The following is a 17,176-nucleotide window of genomic DNA, read 5'->3' as shown; positions in this document are numbered from 1 at the left end:
GGAGCGTGTCGGTGCACCTGGACGGCGGAAAGCCGGGCAAGCGGGTCCGGCCCCTCACGGTCCACGAGGCCTGGCTGCCCAAGGACCACTCGATGTACCGGCCCCGCCACGGGCGGCAGCAGGTGGCGCTGATCTGCGCGATCGTGTTCTTCCTGTCCCCGATGGTGTCGCTCGGGGTGTTCGGCCGCCCGGAGGCGTTCGAGAACCACAAGCTGCACGACTTCCCGAGCCTGTCCGACGGCTGGGGGTTCTTCGGCGGGCTCAGCGCGTGGGCCACCGACTGGCTGCCCGGCCGCCAAGCCGCCGTGCAGGCGGAGGACGCGATCAGCCGCTCGGTCTTCGGCGAGCCGCCCGCGCTCGGCGCGCAGGCCGGCCAGCCGGGTGTCGGCCCGGTCGCGAACCAGCCGCCCTCCCGGCCGGAGACCGGGCCGACCCAGGGCCAGACCAACAGCAACTACCCACCGGTGGTCGAGGGCCGCGACGGCTGGCTGTACCTGGGCAACGACATGTACGCCAAGTGCAACCCGATCATCCCGACCGCGTCCGTGATCGACGAGCTGATCGGGCTGCGCCGGGCCGTCGAGGCGTCGGGACGGCGGCTCGTGCTCATCGTGCCGCCGGACAAGTCGGACATCTTCCCGCAGTTCCTGCCCGGCCAGTACGCCGGCAAGGACTGCGCGCCGGTGGCGGCCCGGACGATGTGGCACCGGCTGGACACCGAGGTCGGCTACCTCGACCTGCGGCAGCCCCTGCTCGCCGAGTCGCAGCGGCGGGGCGCGCCGATCTACTTCAAGCAGGACACCCACTGGCAGTTCCACGGCGGGCTGACCATGGTCCGGACCCTGGCCGAGAACCTCCGGCCCGGCGTGACGAGCACCTGGCGGACCGCGCCCAAGGAGACGTTCGACAAGCAGACCGACCTGCCGCCGCTGATCGGCCGCACCGGCACCGAACCCGCCGAGCTGGAGTCCCTCGCCCCGGACGGCGGCGCCGACCGCACCCGCACCTTCTTCGGCCAGCCGAACCTGACCCCGATCGAGCTGCGCAGCGAGCCGACCACGGGCACCGTCCCCGACAAGGTCGCGATGATCGGCGACTCCTTCACCGGCTTCGCCAACATGTACCTCGCCGCCGCGTTCAACGACATGACGATCATGCACTCCGACTACGTCCAGAACGACCCGGGCGCGGCCGCGGCGAAACTCGTCGACAGCGACGTCGTCGTGATCGAAATCGCCGAACGCAACCTCATCGGCGGGCAAAGCCCTATTCTGGCCCCGGCCGTGGTCAGGACGCTGAGCGAGCAGCTCGTGAACCATCCCCGGCGATGAGCGCGCCACCGCGCACGGACGAAGGAACAAGATGATCGAGCGGGAGCTGCCGTGGCTCGCCGGCGTGGACGCCGCCGGTGCCTCGGTGACCGGCGGCCGGATTTCGGTCGGCGGCTGGCTGGTCTCGCCTGCCGGCCCGGACGGCAGCACCATCCGGATCGGCGGGCAGGTCGCGCGGGTGCACTGGGAACGCGGCACCGCGGCCGTGCCGGGGGTCCCGGCGGACTGGCCGGTCTGGGCGTGGCGCGCGGAGGCCGAGGCCGCCCAGCCGGTCGGCGCGGAAACGACCGTCACCGCACCCGACGGCACCGAGCTCGCCCGCACGAGCGTCTGGCCGGAGAGCAGCCACCGCGAGCCCGCGCCGCTGGGTGAGATCGACTTCCCGGCAGCCGACGCCGAGATCGCCGGTGACCTCATGGTCGTCTCGGGCTGGCTGCTGCTCGACGGCAAGCTGCCCAGCCGCGTCGAGGTCGACGTCGAAGGCGCCCCGCGGCAGCGCGCGCGGCTCATGCTGCCCCGGCCGGACGTCACCAGCGCCCTGCCCGGCCAGGTCCGGCAGGCGGGGCTGAGCGGCTACGAAGCCCGCGTCGCCCTGCCGCAGGCCCCCGGCGAGAGCCGCAAGGTGGCCTTCCGGGTGCACGCCTGGACCCGCGACGGCCGCGAATGGACCTCCCCGACCCGGTACGCGACGCTGCGGCGGCGCCCGGTCAGCCGGCGCGACGCCGAAACCGTGCAGCGCTCGGCGGCGTTCACCGAAGAGCTGCTCGGCCGGGTCAAGGCGGCCGTCGACACCGACCACGTCCTGGTCGTCACGCACAGCCTGCGGGTCGGCGGCGGCCAGTTCTGGCTCAGTGAGCTGCTGCGCCACCTGGCGGGCCCGCACGAGCACAAGGTCACGCTCGTCTCGCCCGAGGACGGTCCGCTGCGCGCCGAGCTGGAAGAGCTGGGCGTCACCGTGCACGTCACCGGGCACCACCGCGTCCAGGACGCGGTCACCTACACCGCGTACGTCGGCGAGCTGGCCATGCTGGCCACCGCGACCGGCGCCGGGGTCGTGCTGGTCAACACGCTCGGCATGTTCGCCGGGGTCGACGCGGCGATGCGCGCGGGCCTGCCCGTGGCGTGGGTCATCCACGAGAGCTTCAGCCTGGAGGACTTCGCCTACCTCAACTGGGGCATGGACGCGCTCGACCCGCTGGTCCGCGAGCGCTGGGAACACTGCCTGTCCGACGCCGACGCGCTGCTGTTCGTCGCCGACGCCACGCGCGAGATGTTCCTGCCGTGGTCGCGGCCGCGCCGCTGCATCACCGTCCGGTACGGCATCGACCTCGCGCCTGCCAAGCAGGCGCTGTACACGGCGAAGGAAGACGTCCGCCGCGAGCTGGGCCTGCCCGAGCGGGCGACGGTGCTGCTCAACGTCGGGGTGAGCGAACCGCGCAAGGGCCACGCCCCGCTGCTGCTGGCCTTCGAGCAGGTCCGGACCACCCACCCGGACGCGCACCTGGTGATCGTCGGCACCCACGAATCGCCGTACTGCGAGGCGCTGCGGGACTACGTCGAGGCGGCCGGGCTGGGCGGCTCGGTCAGCCTGGTGCCGATCGTCCGCGATCCGCTGCCGTGGCTGCGGGCGGCGGACCTGTTCGTCAACAGCTCGGACATCGAGTCGCTGCCGCGCTCGATCCTGGAGGCCATGGCGTTCCGCGTCCCGGTGGTCGCCGCGGACGTGTTCGGCACCCGCGAGATCGTCACCGACGGCGAGAGCGGCTGGCTCTTCGTGCCGAACGACCTCAACGCGCTCACCGTCGGCCTGCTGCGGGCGCTGGACACCTCGCCCGCCGACCGCGAGCGGATCGCCGAGCGCGCGCTGGCCGGCATCGGCTCCTTCCTGGACTCCGCCCATTACGGCCAGGAGTTCTCCACCATCCTGAAAGGCCTCGCCCGAGGCACCGGTACCGAGGAACGGCACGCATGAGCTCCGAAGAAGGCCCGAACACCCCGGCTCCGCGCGACGACGAGCCCGTCGAGTACGCCGTGCCCGCGTCCGTCCGTGCCGAGCTGCTGCAGCTGCGGGCGGAGCGCTCGGTGCTGATGGCCGAGCGCGAACGCCTGCTCGGCAGGCTCCGCGGCGCCGACGCGGACCTGCGGGAAGCCCTGCGCGTGCAGGAACGGCTCGCCGAGGAGGCCCGCGCGGCCGACGACCTGCGCCGTCAGGTCGACGAGAGCTCCGAGGCCCGCGTCGAGCTGGACGCCCTGCGCCGCGACCGCGACCTCGCCCGGCAGGAGCTGGAGCGGACCCGGACCGAGCGCGACCAGCTGCGGATGGACCTGCTGCAGGCCGAGCTGGCCCTGCACGGCGCCGACCTGCCCGAGGCGGTGCAGCACGACGAGCGGGAAGCCGAGCAGCTGCGCCGCCGCGTCGCCGAGCTGACCCAGGAGCTCGAAGCCCACCGCCAGACCCTCAGCTGGCGGGTCACCGCGCCGCTGCGCACCGTGCGCCGGAAGACCCTCTGACGGTGGCCGATCCCCGACTCGTGCTGGCGTCCGCGCCGGGCGGCAGCGCGTTCATGGAGGAGCTGTTCGAGGTCGTCGCCGACGCCGTGCGGTCGGCGGGCGGGCGGGCCGAGACCCACCTCGGGCCGCTGCCCGAGGACGACGACGACACGGTTTTCGTCGTCGTCCCGCACGAGTACCTGGTGGTGCTGCCCGAGGCGCAGCGGCCGCGGCCGGACCAGCTGCGGCGGACGATCGCGTTCTGCGTCGAGCACCCCGGCACGCGGACCTTCGACACCAGCGCGAGCCTGCTGCCGCAGTTCGGCGGCGCGATGGACATCAACGCCGACTCGACCGGCGAACTGGTGCGCCGCGGGCACGACGTCCGGCGGTTCCAGCTCGGCTACACGCCGCTGTGGGACCAGTGGGGCGGCGACCCGGACAGCGTCCGCGACATCGACGTCACCTACCTGGGGACGGCCGAGCACCGGCGCTCGGCGCTGCTCGCCCGCGCCGCACGCGACCTGGACGGGCTCGACGTGCGGCTGCTGACCCCGCCGCACGAGCCGATGGTCAAGCCGCGGCCGGACTTCCTCATGAACCGGGCGAAGCACGCGCACCTCGCGCGCAGCCGGGTGCTGCTGAACCTGCACCGGGAGTCGTCGAAGGCACTGGAGTGGGTGCGCGTGCTGGAGGCCGCCTGCAACGGCTGCGTCGTGGTCACCGAACCCAGCCGCGACCTGGCGCCGTTCACCGCCGGACGGCACCTGGTGGTGGCCAGGGAGACCGTCGTCGGCGCGGCCACCGCGGCGCTGCTGCGTGACGGCGAGCTGGAGCGCTCGATCCGCACCGAGGCCTACCGCTACGTCCGCGAGGAACTCGACATGGGCCCGTCGGCCCGTCAGCTGCTGGAACTGGCGGCGGACCTGGCGGAACGGCACCCGGCCCCGGCCCGGTCGGACCGGCCGGTGCGCCCGGCACCGGCGGTGGCCCGCCCGGCCGAGACGCCGCTGGCCGTCGACACCCCGAGCTGGGATCCCCGGTTCCGCGGCGAAGCGTCACTCGGCGCCGATCCCGGACCGGACCGCCGGCTCGCGGCCCGGCTCACCGTGGAGCGGACCGAAGCCGCGCGGCGCACCGAAGACGTCGTCTGCACGCCGGCGGCCCTGCCGCTCGCGCCGAGCGCCCCCGAGCGCGTGCCCGATCTCGACGTGCTGATCGTGCGGCGGGCGGGCGATCCCGGCGTCACCGCGCTGGTCGACGACCTGGCGCGCGGCACCGCGGTGCCATCGCGGGTCCTCGTCTGCCAGGACGGCACCGCCGAACCCGCCGGGCCGAAGCCCTACGACCTGCTCCACCACCCGCTCGCCCGTGGCGCGGGCTACGCGTACAACCGGCTGCTGGCCGAGTCGCGCGCCGACCTGCTGCTGGTACTGGACGCGGGTATGCGATGCTCACCGCACCTGGTGGCCCGCCTGCTGGCCGCGGTGCGCGGGGGCGCGGACCTGGCCCACTGCCCGGTCGCGGACCCGGCCGCCGGCCTGGTCGGCGCGCTTCCGCCGGAATCGCGGCGGCTGGCCCGGCTGCCCTACCTCGGCAGCGGCTACCTGGTGCGGCGGACCGTGCTCGAGCGGATCGGCGGCTGGCCGGACGACCCGTGGCTGGAGGGACTGGAACACCACGGGGTGTGGCGGGAAGTCGCCGCCCGGGACGAACGCACGGCGCTCGTGCAGCAGATCCTGCTGTCCCGGGTGGTGCCCGATCCGCCGGCCCGGCCGGTCGACCTCGATCCCCAGCGCGCCTGGGCCGCGACGAACGCGAAACGGTAGGACATGGACAGAACCGAGACGACGGACGTGCTGCCGGCATTCACCGGCGAGCTGCCCGGACGGCCCGAGGAACCGGCGAAGCCCGCCGCGAAGGACGACCGCGGCCCGCTGCCCGCGTTCATCCCGCAGCTGACCGGGGTCCGCGCACTGGCGGCGCTGTGGGTGCTGGCCTTCCACTTCCGCCCCGAGCTGGTCTCGTCGTTCCCGTTCCTGGGCAGGCTGGCCCCGCTGTTCGACGCCGGGTACCTCGGCGTGGACCTGTTCTTCGTCCTCAGCGGGTTCATCATGACCTACACCCACCTCGACCGGATGTCCGAGCCGTGGACCCCGCGCAAGGCACTCGGCTTCCTCTGGCTGCGGCTGAGCCGGATCTGGCCGGTGATGTTCCTCGTCCTGCTCGGCTGGGCGCTCTACCGCGCGTACTCGCTGCAGGCGAACAACGACGCTAGCCTCCAGGCGGCCGCCAGTCCCGCGCGGTTCCTCGAGCACGTGCTGCTCATCCAGGGCTGGTTCATCGAACCGGACCAGTGGAACCCGATCGACTGGTCGCTGAGCGCGGAATGGCTGGCGTACCTGGTGTTCAGCGTCGCCGTGGCGGTGCTGGCCAAGATGCTCAAGACCGTGCGCGTCCGCTCGCTCGTGCTGTGCGCCCTGGTGTCGGTGTTCCCGATCGTCGCGATCGGCCTCACCATGGAGGACGGCAGCGACCTGCTGCTGTTCCACAACGCGCTGGTGCCCGGGATGATCCCGCTGCGCGTGCTCACCGAGTTCTTCGGCGGCGCGTTCACCGCGCTGATCGTGCTGCGGTACGGCCGGTCCGCGCGGCTGCCGTGGTTCCTGCGGCCGACCGTCGTGTTCGTGGTGATCGTCGCGGTGATCTTCCTCGTGCACCACTTCGACCCGTTCCGCCGCTTCAACATGAACCTGGACTGGCGGATCAACGGCCACATCATGTGGGGCTCGGCCGAGACGGTAGTCGTGGTGCCGCTGTTCCTGCTGCTGATCGGCGGGCTGGCGATCAGCACCCGTGAGCCGTCGGCGTGGCTGCTGCGCACCCGGCTGCTCATCTGGGGCGGCAAGGTGTCGTTCGCGCTCTACCTGGTCCACTGGCTGGTGATCGACGTGATGCGGCACGTCATCCAGACCAAGCTCAAGCTCACGGACATGCCGACGAGCTGGGAGTACCGGCTGATCGTGCTCGGCTTCCTCGCGCTGACCATCGGCATCGCGCACGTCCTGCACCGCTTCTTCGAAGAGCCGACGCGGCGGGCGATGCGGCGGATGCTGCCGGAGTCGATGCGCGCCTGAGGCTCAGCGGCCGGACGGTTCGGCGAGCCGGACCGTCCAGGCCCTGGTCAGTTCCGCGGTCCGCTCGGCCAGGTATGCGGGATCGCACCGGCCCGCCTGGCGGACGGCCTGGAACCGCGCCTCCGACGGCACGACACCCAGCACTGCCGCCTCGGCCAGGCCGAGACGCGCGCAGAGGTCGCGCACGACGTCGCCGACGGTGTCTCCGTCGCCGTGCCCGCCGCGGGCCAGTTCGTCGGCCGTGATCAGGATTCCGCGGGCCAGGACGTCGTCCGCCGAGCAGCCGTCGACCGACCATTCGAGGTCGATCGGGACGAGCCCGGCCGGGGTCACGAGCAGGTTCTGCGGGGTCAGGTCCCACAGCCGCGGACCCAGTTCACCCGCTTGCGACAGCAGGAACTCCCGCCAGCGGCCGAGCAGTTCCGTCCGCCGGGCCGGTTCGTCGCGCACGACGTCGAGCACGGTCGGGGCGTCGACCACTTCGTCCACTGTGGACACGATGCGCACCCCGTGCGCCGCAGCCGGGTGCGTGGCCAGCGGCGTCCGGCGGACCCGCAGGCCGGCACCGCTGCGCTCGACGACCGATCGCGTGCAGAAGTCGGCCGCCCGGTCGGTGCTGAAGAACGCGGCCAGCGTGTCCGGCGGCCAGAGCTTCGGCGCACTGTCCTTTCCGGCCAGCAGCAGTAACGAATTGCCGTGCTGGGCGGCCAGTCCGGCGTCGACCAGCTCGGCCCAGACGCGCTCCTCGGCCACGACCCGCTCGCCGCCGCCCGCCCAGTCGGGACTCGGGAACCCCGGCAGCCGCTTGGCCAGCCGCGGGTTCGCGGCGAGCAGTTCGTCGGTGAGCACGGCCCGCGTCAGCTTGTAGTCCGGGAAGGCACCGAGCACGGCCGTCCCGGTGAACCCCGCCCGCTCGACGAGACCGGTGAGCCGCGCGCGGGAGAACGTCCGCGCCACCCCGCCGGCCGGGTAGCCTGCCACGCCGTCCCACGGGATGCCCGTGTGGTCCTCGGCCGCCCCGCAGAGGTACTTGACGCCCAGCTGGTTCTCGATCGCGAGCACCAGCGTCCCGCCCGGCCGCAGCCGGGCGTGCGCCGCGCGCAGGAAATCGGTGTAGACGGCGTCGTCGTTGCTGCCCCCGCCGACGTATTCGAGCACGCCGATGACCACCACGACGTCGTACGCCTCGGCCGCGGGGACGTCCTCGATCCCGCCGACGAAGACCTCGACGTCGCCGAAGTCCCGGGTCCGGGCCCGCGCGCCGCGTGCCCGGCTCGCCACCGGCTCGACGGCGTCCACCGACCGGCAGCGCTCCGCCAGGTAGCCGGTCACCGCGCCGGTCCCGCAGCCGATCTCCAGCACCACGGCGTCGGCGGGCAGGTCCAGCGCCCGCAGCACGTTCGCGCGGCCGTGGTCGAGGTGGTAGCGCTCCGGCCAGGTCCGCGCCGCCAGCGTCAGCTCGTCGCTGAGCGAACTGCGGTCCTGCGCGTTCTCCAGCAGGGCGGTGACCAGGTCCTCGGCCCCGTCGGAGTAGTCCGAGACGCCGGTGGACAGCACGGTGCAGCCGTACTCGTCCGGCTCGGCACCGGCCCGCAGCGGCGTGGTCACCTGGACACCGGTCACGAGTTCGGAACGTTCTCCAGCATCGCCTTCATGACGCCCTGGAACTCCTTCGTCACCGCCGTGTCGGTGGCGGGCGCCTGGTTGACGTCCACCCGGATCACCGCGGCACCCGAGACGTACACGGCACGGTAGGTCGTGTGGTCCGGCAGGACGGCCTTGAAGACCGCGACCGACTGCGGCAGCCCGGCGTGGTCGCTGACCGTCTGCAGGCCGGTGCTGGCCGCGGGCCGCTGCAGCGTCTGCGCCAGCCGGTTGGCGTCCGCGACGCTCTTGGTGTTCACCAGCAGCACCGTGTAGTCGAACGGCGTGTTGCTGGACGCCTGGCACGTGACGTACGCGGAGCCGGCGGCCTTGATCGAGCTGGCCTCGGCCGCGTTGAGGAACTCCTTCTGCACGGCGTCGTCGACGCTCATCGTGCCGTTCTTGTCGCTCGCCTTGCCGGGCATCGGCGGCACCCGGGTGGGCGCGACGCTCGGCGGCGGCGGGGTGGTGCTCGGCGCCGCCGACGTCGGGGCGTTCGTCGGGCCCGCGGTCTGCGTCGAGTCGCCGCGCAGGCCGAACCACCAGATGGCGAAGCCGGCGAGCAGCACGACCACGACGGCCGCGACGATGCTGAGCACCTTCTTCTTGCCGGAGCCGCTCTTGGTCTCGAAGTAGGACTCCGGGCCCTGGCGCATCCAGCTCAGGTCGTTCGGGTTGTGCGCCGACCCGGTGTCGTCGGCACCCCACGGCGGCGCGGCGGCCGCCGGCGGCACCTGGTTCCAGCCCGGCTGCGCGGGCGGCTGCTGCGAATAACCCTGGTAGTTGGGCTGGAAGTCGCCCGTGTTGCGGACGACCTGGGTGCGCTCGGGGTTGTCGTCGGCACCCGGCTGCGGCGGCGCGAAGCCGCCCGGCGGCGAGAACGGCTGCGCCTGCACGGGCGGCACGTACGCGGTGGCGTTGGGGTCGCCGGGGCGGCCCTGCTGGGCCTGCCAGGAAACGGCCTGCGTGCGCTCGGCGTCGCCCGGCTGCGGCGTCGGCTGGGGTGTCCCGCCCGGCGGGCTCACCGGGGCGATCACCTGCGTCGCGTCGGCGTTCGAAGCCGGCTGCTGCGGTTGCTGGTCCTGCACGCCCACGGCCGAGGAAAGCACCTGGTCACGGCGCGCCCGGTATTCGTCGGCGGACAGCTGGCCTGCCGCGAGCTCCTCGTCCAGTCGCCGCAGCTCCTCCTGCCAGGACACCAGGAGCCCCCTTATTCCGGTCCGATCGGCCGACCGCCGGCCGGCCGACACACTTGGCCTGTTCAACGACACGCATATTGTGCACTTCGAAGTGGTCCGACCACCCCGCGGGTCGTTTTGTGACCCGGCGTTCGAGGGCGTTGCCTCAGCCGGGCGGCAGGACCGCCGTCACCGACGCGCGGATCGCCTCCAGGCGCGACCGCAGCGCCCCCGAGTCGGCAGTGCCCGCCTGCGAAACCCCGATGCCGACGGCCACCGCGCCGGAGGAGTACCAGAGGATCCCGACCCAGCTGTCGGACCCGCGCTGGGTGTACATCAGGTCGTCGTCGGTCGGGCCGAGCCGGGTCGCCGCCAGCTGCGCCCCGGAGAGGTTCTGCCGCAGGCCGGTCACGAGGTGCTTGGCGTCGAAGACCGACAGGGTCGGGATGACCATCAGCAGGTTTCCGTCGCTGGCCTTCCCGGGGTCGGACGACGCGCGGAAGATGACCTCCTTGGCGTTGCTCGCCCGGATCTGCTGCGCGTCGGCTTCGGTGATCACCTTGGCTTCGAGGGCCTTTTCGACCGTCATCGTCGCGTTGGCGGGATTTGCCTTGCCGGGCAACGTGGGCAGGCGCTGCTCGAGCGTCAGCGACGGGTCGGCGACGCCGTTCGTCGCCGACGGCACGCTGGGCGACGGCGGCGGCACGGCGACGCCGGACTGGTCGTCGTCCTTGCCGCCGAACCAGAGGATGCCCCCGGCGACCAGGCCGGCCACCAGCACGACGCCGAGGGTGACGACGAGCCAGGCGGGCAGGCCGCGGCGCGACCCGTCCCCGGCGGGCGGGGAGGTCTGCCACCGGTGCCGCCCGCTGCCTTCCGGCTCGCCGAACGGCGGCGCCTCGGCCGTCCCCGGCCCGCCGCCGACGGGCGGGAACCGGCTGGGCGTGGTGTGCTGCAGGTTCGTCCCCTCGACGCGCAGGTAGCGCGTCGGGACGATGTCGGCCGGGCTCGGCGCGGTGGTCATGTGGTCGGGCAGCTCGGGAATGCTGCTCGTCCTCGGCACGTGCGGCCCGCGCATCCACGGCCGTTCCTGCGGGGTCGGCGCCTTGGCCACCGGCTGCGGCGGCACGGCGGGGGCCGGAACCGGTTCGGCGGGCCGGTCGTGGGCGGGGTTGGTGCTCTGCCAGGACCGGTTGTCCGGGCGGCGCAGCGGCGAGGGCACGGGCGACGGCACCGTCGAGCCGGAAGCGGCGGCAAGGAGTTCGTCGCGCTGCTTGCGGTGGGCCGCCGGTTCGATCCGCCCGGCCGCCAGGTCCGCGTCGAGTCGGCGCAGATCTTCCTGCCAGCTCATCTTGACCCCCATCCACCGTTCGAGGCATCAGTCTGGCACGGAGGGCCGACCAGCGAGGTTGCGGTTTGTGGTTGACCCGCAACGTAGCGGAGAAACCGGCCTTTGTGGAGGGTCGGATCTCCGGGGTTCCGCGTAACCCGAAAGGTGTGACTTCCGCCGTGTCGGTGAACCCCCTCCCACGGTCGGGCGCCTTCTGGGCAGAGCATCGGCCGGGAGAGGAGGCGCCGTGGTCTGGATCTGCCTGGTCGGTGTCCTCGCCGTCGTGTTCCTGGTGCGGGCCGTGCGTGTGGTGCGGCGGGTCAGGCGGGGCGGCGTGGGGTGACCAGCCCCGACTCGTAGGCCAGCACCACCAGCTGGGCTCGGTCGCGGGCGCCGATCTTCGTCATGATGCGGCTGACGTGGGTGCGGGCCGTCGCCGTCGAGATCACCAGGTGGGCCGCTATTTCGTCGTTGGACAGGCCGCCGGCCACCAGGCCGAGTACCTCGCGCTCGCGGTCGGTGATCTCGCGGACCGCGGCGGTGTCGATGCGCCGGTTCTCCGGGCGGCCGACGAACTCCTGGATCAGCCGCCGGGTCACCGTGGGCGCCAGCAGGGCCTCGCCGCTCGCGACGACCCGCAGCGCGCGCAGCAGCTCCACCGGCTCGGTGTCCTTCAGCAGGAAGCCGCTCGCGCCCGCGCGCAGGGCTTCGTAGACGTACTCGTCGACGTCGAACGTCGTCAGTACCAGCACCTTCGTGCCCGCCAGCTCGGGGTTCGCGGTGATCCGGCGGGTGGCTTCGAGGCCGTCGACGCCCGGCATCCGGACGTCCATCACGACGATGTCGGGCCGGTGCTCGATCGCCAGCGCGACGGCCTGCTCGCCGTCGCCCGCCTCGCCGACGACCTCGAAGCCGTCCTCGGTCTCCAGCAGCACGCGGAATCCGGCGCGGACCAGGACCTGGTCGTCGGCCAGCAGGACGCGGATCATGCTTCCCCCTCGATCGGTAGCTCGACGCAGACTTCGAACCCGCCGTCGACCGGACCGGCGGTGCACCGCCCGCCGAGTGCCGTGGCGCGTTCGGCCATGCCGCGCAGGCCGTGGCCCGGTGACGGCCGGGTGGTGCCGCGGCCGTTGTCGCGCACCCGGAGCGTGAAGGCCCCCGGCCGCCGGTCGAACCGGACGTCGACGTGGTCGGCGCGGTCGGCGTGCCGGACGACGTTGGTCAGCGACTCCTGCAGGATCCGGTAGGCGGCGGCGTCCACCGGGGCGGGCAGGTCGCCGGCTTCCCCGCCGACGTCGACCGTGAGCCCGGCGTCGCGGGCGTGCGCGAGCAGTTCCCCCGCCTGGGTGAGGCTCGGCGCGGGTGCCTTGTCCTCGCCGGAGCGCAGCACGGCCAGCGTCGCACGCAGGTCCTTGAGCGCGGACGCGCTGGCCGCCTTGATGTTCAGCAGCGCTTCCTTCGCCTGCTCGGGCCGCCGGTCGGCGACGTGCGCGGCCACGCCCGCCTGGACGTTGATCATGGCGAGGCTGTGCGCGACGACGTCGTGGACCTCGCGGGCGATGCGCAGCCGTTCCTGCTCGGCGAGCCGGTGGCGGTGCTCGTCGGCCTGCTCGCGGCGGGCGGCGAGCGCGTCGAGCTGGTACCGGACGGCGGTGCCGATCCCGACCACCGCGACCAGCCAGACGACCAGGAAACCGGCGCCGAACTCCAGCGCGAACGACCCCGACGTCACGACGCGGACGAGGTAGAGGACGGCGAGCGCGGTGGCGCCGGTGATCCCGGCGGAGAGCGGGCCGCGTTGCCGGGTCAGCACGAACAACGCGATGGTCGGGACCACGATGACCGGCCCGCCGGGCAGCCCGGAGGCGTAGTAGCCGAACGCGGACGCCGTCGTGACCAGGAAGAGCGTCAGCGGGAAGCGGTGGACGGCCAGCAGGGTCAGCGCGGTCGCGGCCAGCCACGCGACCCCGGCGGGGGTGAGCGGCGCCGCCCCGGGCTGCCAGCGCGACGAGGCACTCGTCGCCCCGAGCACGAAGCCCAGCACGACCACGGTGCGCACCACGCGCCACGCCCACGGCGGCCATCTCATGCCGCGAAACTACCGGCCGGACGGCCACGCCGCGTCCGTCCCGGAGCGGCAGCCGGGCCTACGTCCTCAGTCGAACATGAGCGGCAGCTTGGCCGCGGTCTCCTCGTCGGCCGGGGTGTAGGTCGACATGGTGATCTCCGAGCGGCGGCCGTAGTAGAGGTAGGTGAAGTTGAACTGCAGCAGCCCGACGTCCGGGTGCAGGTACCGCTTGGTGCGGATCGGCTCGGAGTTGACGTCGTGGTGCGGCCACAGCTCGGCGAACAGCGGCGACTCCGCCTTGAGGCGCTTGACCAGCTGTTTCCACGCCGGCTCCGCGACGTGGTCGGCCATCGCCGCGCGGAAGGAGGCGATCACGCGCGGGATGTTCGTCTCCCAGTCGAGCATCCGCTTGCGCCATTCGGGGTTGAGCAGGCACTGGACCAGGGTGTTGCGGTCCTCGAACGGGATGGCGCCGACGTCGCCCATCAGCCAGGTGTAGCCGCGGTTGTAGCCGAGCAGGTCGCAGCGGGCGTTGCGGATCGCGACCGGGTACGGCTCCAGCTTCTTCAGCATCAGCTCCATGGCGGGCGTGATGACCTGGCAGTCCTTCTCCCGTTCCGGCTCGGGCGCGCCGGCCAGGCGGAAGAGGTGGGTGTGCTCGTGCGGGTCGAGCCGCAGCGTGCGGGCGATGGCCTGCAGCACCTGCTCGGACGCGTTGATGTCGCGGCCCTGTTCGAGCCACGTGTACCAGGTGACCCCGACGCCCGCGAGCTGCGCGACCTCTTCGCGGCGCAGCCCCGGCGTCCGGCGGCGGCCGGCGACCGGGAGGCCGACCTGCTCGGGCGTGATGCGCTCGCGACGGCTGCGGAGGAACCTCGCCAGCTCCTGGCGGCGGAGCTCGGATTCGACAGCGGTGGTCATGGTGCCAGGATGACACGCATCGGAAACTGGTACCAGGTAGTGGTTGATACCTGGATAAGCAGCAACTGGTACCAGTTTCGGAACGGGTCGATCGTAGTACCCATGACCACGACCGAACTCGCGCCGATCACCACCGGCGCCCCCGCCCGGCCGGGACTGACCCCCGCCGGCCTGGTCACGGTGCTGCTGGGGGCAGCACTGCCGATCATCGACTTCTTCATCGTCAACGTCGCATTGCCGACGATCGACGCCGACCTCCACGCGTCCACGGCCACCCTGGAACTGGTGGTGGCGGCCTACGGCATCGCGTACGCCGTCCTGCTGGTGGTCGGCGGCCGTCTCGGCGACTCGTTCGGCAGGCGGCGGCTGTTCTTCGCCGGCCTCTGGCTGTTCACGCTGACGTCCCTGGCCTGCGGTCTCGCCCCGACGGCGGGCACGCTGGTGGTGGCCCGCGCCGCGCAGGGGGCGGCGTCGGCCCTGCTGCTGCCGCAGGTGCTCTCGATCATCCAGGCGACGACGTCGGGCGAGCGGCGCTCGCGGGCGCTGGGCCTGTACGGCGCGACGGGCGGCATCTCGACCGTCGTCGGCCAGCTGCTCGGCGGCGGGCTGGTGGCGGCCGACCTGTTCGGCAGCGGCTGGCGGCCGATCTTCCTGGTGAACGTCCCCATCGGCCTCGTGGTGCTGGTGATGGCCCGCAAGCTGCCGGAAAGCCGCGCGCACAACCCGCTGGGCGTCGACCGCCTGGGCACGGTGCTGCTGGCGGTGACGCTGCTGTCGTTCCTGGTGCCGCTGATGGAGGGCCGCGCGCTGGGCTGGCCGGCGTGGACGATCGCGCTGCTGGTGGTGTCGCCGTTCGCGGCCGCCGCGTTCGTGCACGTCGAACGCCGGCTGGAGCGGCTGGGCGGCACTCCGCTGCTGCCGCCGTCGGTGATGCGGCTGCCGAGCGTGCGCCGCGGGCTGACGGTGGCGATCCCGTTCTTCGGCGCGTTCGGCTCGTTCATGTTCGTGTTCGCGATGACGCTGCAGGGCGACCTGCACTTCGGCCCGCTGGGTGCGGGTGGCGCGCTGACGCCGCTGGCGGTCGCCTACTTCACGGTGTCGATGCTGAGCAGCCGCCTGGTGACCCGCTACGGCCAGAAGGTCGTCCCGGTGGGCGGCGCGATCACGGCAGTGGGCATGGTGGCGCTGCTGTGCACGACCCTGGCGGCGTGGCCGCACGTGACGATCCTCGACCTGGCCCCGGCGATGGTGGCGATCGGCGTCGGGAACGCGCTGGCGATGACGACGCTGTTCCGGATCGTGCTGTCGCACGTGCCGACGGACCTCGCCGGTGTCGGTTCCGGGGTCATGACGACGAACCAGCAGACGTCGCTGGCGCTGGGCGTGGCGACGCTCGGGAGCCTGTACGCGGCGCTTTCCGGCTCGCTGGGCGGCCGCGACGCGTTCGCGCTGGTGATCGGCCTGGTGGCGGTGCTGGCGGCGATCGTGGCGGTGACCGGGCGGCGGCTACCGGACCCGCGGGCGTAGAAATCCCGGATTCACCCGTCGGAAAACCCGCGCGCCGGACGACGATGAGGGTGTGACGGAACCTCGGGTACGACCGGACCCGGCCTTCGCGCTGCTCGGGCTGTACGAAACGGCCCTGCCGGAGGTCTACGGGTACCTGCTGTCCCGCTGCGGCGACCGCACGCTGGCCGAGGAGCTGACGTCCGAGACGTTCCTCGGCGCGGTCGCCGCCTGTCGCAAGGAGTACGCCCCGCCGGTGAGCACGGGCTGGCTGATCGGCGTCGCCCGCCACAAGCTCGCCGACCACTGGCGACGCCAGGAGCGCGAGGAGCGGGGGTTGCGGCTGGTCCACGACAGCGAGCCGGACGTCGAGGACCCGTGGGACGAGCAGCTCGACGCGCTGCGCGCGAGACAGGTGCTCGACGGCCTCGGGCCGCACCACCGGGCCGCGCTGACCCTGCGGTACGTCGACGGGCTCGGCGTGCCGGAGGTGGCGGCCCACCTGGGGCGGAGCGTGCACGCCACGGAGGCGTTGCTGGTGCGGGCCCGTGCCGCGTTCCGCCGTGCCTACGAGGAGAAGGAGGGTCGCGATGCCTGAGCCGTTCGACGCGCTCCGCCGTCCCTCCGAGCGGGTCGCCCCCGACCCGGACTTCGCCGCCGAACTGCGCGACGACCTGCGTCGCCTGATCCTGAACGGAGCCGACATGACGACCACTTCCCCGGCACCGGCGACGTCGCAGCTGCGGTCGCTGACGCCGTACCTGGCGGTGTCCGACGCCCGCGCGGCACTCGACTTCTACGTGGAGGTGTTCGGCGCGGTCCGGCGCGGCGAGCCGATCCTGATGGACGACGGCCGCGTCGGGCACGCGGAGCTGGCGATCGGCGACGCGGTGCTGATGCTCGCCGAGGAGTACCCGGAGATCGGCCACACGGCACCGCACTCGGGTGGCGCGTCGGTGCGGGTGGAGGTGCCGGACCCGGACAGTGCGGTGGAGCGGGCACTGGAGCGGGGCGCGACGCTGATCCGGCCGGTGACCGACTCGCCGTACGGGCGGGGAGGGTCGTTCCGCGACCCGTTCGGCCAGCGCTGGCTGGTCGCCCAGGCACCGTCCCCGGCGGCGGGCCCCCGCCCGGCCCGGCACGGCGAAGCCATGTACTTCACGTTCCAGGTGCCGGACGCCACGGCGGCGAAGTCGTTCTACGGCGCGGTGCTGGGCTGGCAGTTCACGCCAGGGTCGGTCCCGGACGCGTGGGGATTTTCGGGACCGGGCCTCGAAGGCGGCCTGTGGGGCGGCGACCGGCAGACCGGCTGGAAGCTGATGTACGCGGTCGACGATCTGGAGGCGGCTTTGGTGCGGGTCCAGGAGAACGGCGGGCAGGCCGGGGAAGTCGAGCGGCATCCGTATGGGATCACCGCGGACTGCGTGGACAACCAGGGCATCGAGTTCTGGCTGTGGGAGAAGCCGCGGAGCTGAGCCGCGCCTGTCCGGCAGCTGAGTCGGCAGCCCGGCCGCCGGACCCGGCGAGCCCGCGCCTCCACGACATGAACGACTCTTTCCTGTCGTCAG

The 17,176-nt window shown here is 72.9% G+C and carries 14 protein-coding genes; 8 read left to right on the top strand and 6 right to left on the bottom strand.

Going from position 1 to position 17,176, the window contains the following annotated elements:
- Window positions 1-5 precede the first annotated feature (5 nt).
- From ABJI51_RS20115 to ABJI51_RS20095, 5 genes are read left to right on the top strand one after another with little or no spacing between them, the layout of a single operon-like run.
- Window positions 6-1,331 carry an alginate O-acetyltransferase AlgX-related protein gene (locus tag ABJI51_RS20115; RefSeq protein WP_348952604.1) on the top strand — a complete coding sequence of 442 codons (1,326 nt, stop codon included), beginning with the start codon at window positions 6-8 and terminating at the stop codon, window positions 1,329-1,331.
- A gap of 31 nt (window positions 1,332-1,362) precedes the next feature.
- Window positions 1,363-3,303, top strand: a complete 1,941-nt coding sequence (locus ABJI51_RS20110; RefSeq protein WP_348952602.1) for a glycosyltransferase family 4 protein — start codon at window positions 1,363-1,365, stop codon at window positions 3,301-3,303.
- Complete coding sequence (locus ABJI51_RS20105) at window positions 3,300-3,842, top strand: hypothetical protein (protein ID WP_348952600.1); 543 nt, start codon at window positions 3,300-3,302, stop codon at window positions 3,840-3,842. The genes ABJI51_RS20110 and ABJI51_RS20105 overlap by 4 nt, the downstream gene beginning before the upstream one ends.
- Window positions 3,843-3,844: 2 nt before the next feature.
- The gene (locus tag ABJI51_RS20100; RefSeq protein ID WP_348952598.1) at window positions 3,845-5,650 is read left to right on the top strand and encodes a glycosyltransferase family protein; all 1,806 of its coding nucleotides are present in this window, start codon (window positions 3,845-3,847) and stop codon (window positions 5,648-5,650) included.
- 3 nt (window positions 5,651-5,653) lie between these two features.
- Window positions 5,654-6,958: an acyltransferase family protein gene (locus ABJI51_RS20095; protein ID WP_348952596.1), complete on the top strand. Its 1,305-nt coding sequence runs from the start codon at window positions 5,654-5,656 to the stop codon at window positions 6,956-6,958.
- A 3-nt stretch (window positions 6,959-6,961) separates the two neighbouring features.
- Here the strand turns inward: ABJI51_RS20095 and ABJI51_RS20090 are convergent, their stop codons facing one another.
- The 6 genes from ABJI51_RS20090 to ABJI51_RS20065 all read right to left on the bottom strand — a co-directional run bounded on the left by ABJI51_RS20090 (window position 6,962) and on the right by ABJI51_RS20065 (window position 14,102).
- Entirely contained in the window at window positions 6,962-8,581 is a 1,620-nt protein-coding gene (locus tag ABJI51_RS20090) for an SAM-dependent methyltransferase (RefSeq protein ID WP_348952594.1), read from the bottom strand.
- Complete coding sequence (locus tag ABJI51_RS20085; protein ID WP_431605647.1) at window positions 8,578-9,804, bottom strand: DUF1707 domain-containing protein; 1,227 nt, start codon at window positions 9,802-9,804, stop codon at window positions 8,578-8,580. Before ABJI51_RS20085 ends, ABJI51_RS20090 begins: the two co-directional genes overlap by 4 nt.
- A 142-nt stretch (window positions 9,805-9,946) precedes the next feature.
- On the bottom strand, window positions 9,947-11,131 hold the full coding sequence (locus tag ABJI51_RS20080) for a hypothetical protein (RefSeq protein WP_348952591.1): 1,185 nt from the start codon (window positions 11,129-11,131) through the stop codon (window positions 9,947-9,949).
- 299 nt (window positions 11,132-11,430) lie between these two features.
- On the bottom strand, window positions 11,431-12,099 hold the full coding sequence (locus tag ABJI51_RS20075; protein WP_348952589.1) for a response regulator: 669 nt from the start codon (window positions 12,097-12,099) through the stop codon (window positions 11,431-11,433).
- Window positions 12,096-13,202, bottom strand: coding sequence for a sensor histidine kinase (locus tag ABJI51_RS20070; RefSeq protein WP_348952587.1), 1,107 nt, complete (start codon window positions 13,200-13,202; stop codon window positions 12,096-12,098). Before ABJI51_RS20070 ends, ABJI51_RS20075 begins: the two co-directional genes overlap by 4 nt.
- A 66-nt stretch (window positions 13,203-13,268) precedes the next feature.
- Entirely contained in the window at window positions 13,269-14,102 is an 834-nt protein-coding gene (locus ABJI51_RS20065; protein ID WP_348952585.1) for a helix-turn-helix transcriptional regulator, read from the bottom strand.
- A 102-nt stretch (window positions 14,103-14,204) separates the two neighbouring features.
- On the opposite strand from ABJI51_RS20065, the gene ABJI51_RS20060 reads away from it, so the two are divergent.
- Genes ABJI51_RS20060 through ABJI51_RS20050 form a run of 3 tightly spaced genes read left to right on the top strand, consistent with a single transcriptional unit; the run spans window position 14,205 to window position 17,083 of the window.
- Window positions 14,205-15,629 (top strand): MFS transporter, encoded by a 1,425-nt coding sequence (locus ABJI51_RS20060; RefSeq protein WP_348952584.1) that lies wholly within the window; start codon window positions 14,205-14,207, stop codon window positions 15,627-15,629.
- A 52-nt stretch (window positions 15,630-15,681) separates the two neighbouring features.
- Window positions 15,682-16,206, top strand: coding sequence for an RNA polymerase sigma factor (locus tag ABJI51_RS20055; RefSeq protein WP_348952582.1), 525 nt, complete (start codon window positions 15,682-15,684; stop codon window positions 16,204-16,206).
- Complete coding sequence (locus tag ABJI51_RS20050) at window positions 16,199-17,083, top strand: VOC family protein (protein ID WP_348952581.1); 885 nt, start codon at window positions 16,199-16,201, stop codon at window positions 17,081-17,083. Before ABJI51_RS20055 ends, ABJI51_RS20050 begins: the two co-directional genes overlap by 8 nt.
- The last annotated feature ends 93 nt before the right edge of the window (window positions 17,084-17,176 follow it).

The organism is Amycolatopsis melonis (assembly GCF_040064235.1).
Taxonomy (GTDB): Bacteria; Actinomycetota; Actinomycetes; order Mycobacteriales; family Pseudonocardiaceae; genus Amycolatopsis; species Amycolatopsis melonis.
Note: the sequence above shows the minus strand (reverse complement) of the source record. Positions and strands in the feature narration are given on the sequence as shown.

Bases quoted from the DNA above. Each gene is read 5' to 3' on its own strand.
- ABJI51_RS20110 (WP_348952602.1), top strand. From the start codon at position 1,363: ATGATCGAGCGGGAGCTGCCGTGGCTCGCCGGCGTGGACGCCGCCGGT.
- ABJI51_RS20105 (WP_348952600.1), top strand. From the start codon at position 3,300: ATGAGCTCCGAAGAAGGCCCGAACACCCCGGCTCCGCGCGACGACGAG.
- ABJI51_RS20095 (WP_348952596.1), top strand. From the start codon at position 5,654: ATGGACAGAACCGAGACGACGGACGTGCTGCCGGCATTCACCGGCGAG.
- ABJI51_RS20080 (WP_348952591.1), bottom strand. From the start codon at position 11,131: ATGAGCTGGCAGGAAGATCTGCGCCGACTCGACGCGGACCTGGCGGCC.
- ABJI51_RS20075 (WP_348952589.1), bottom strand. From the start codon at position 12,099: ATGATCCGCGTCCTGCTGGCCGACGACCAGGTCCTGGTCCGCGCCGGA.
- ABJI51_RS20070 (WP_348952587.1), bottom strand. From the start codon at position 13,202: ATGAGATGGCCGCCGTGGGCGTGGCGCGTGGTGCGCACCGTGGTCGTG.
- ABJI51_RS20065 (WP_348952585.1), bottom strand. From the start codon at position 14,102: ATGACCACCGCTGTCGAATCCGAGCTCCGCCGCCAGGAGCTGGCGAGG.
- ABJI51_RS20060 (WP_348952584.1), top strand. From the start codon at position 14,205: ATGACCACGACCGAACTCGCGCCGATCACCACCGGCGCCCCCGCCCGG.
- ABJI51_RS20050 (WP_348952581.1), top strand. From the start codon at position 16,199: ATGCCTGAGCCGTTCGACGCGCTCCGCCGTCCCTCCGAGCGGGTCGCC.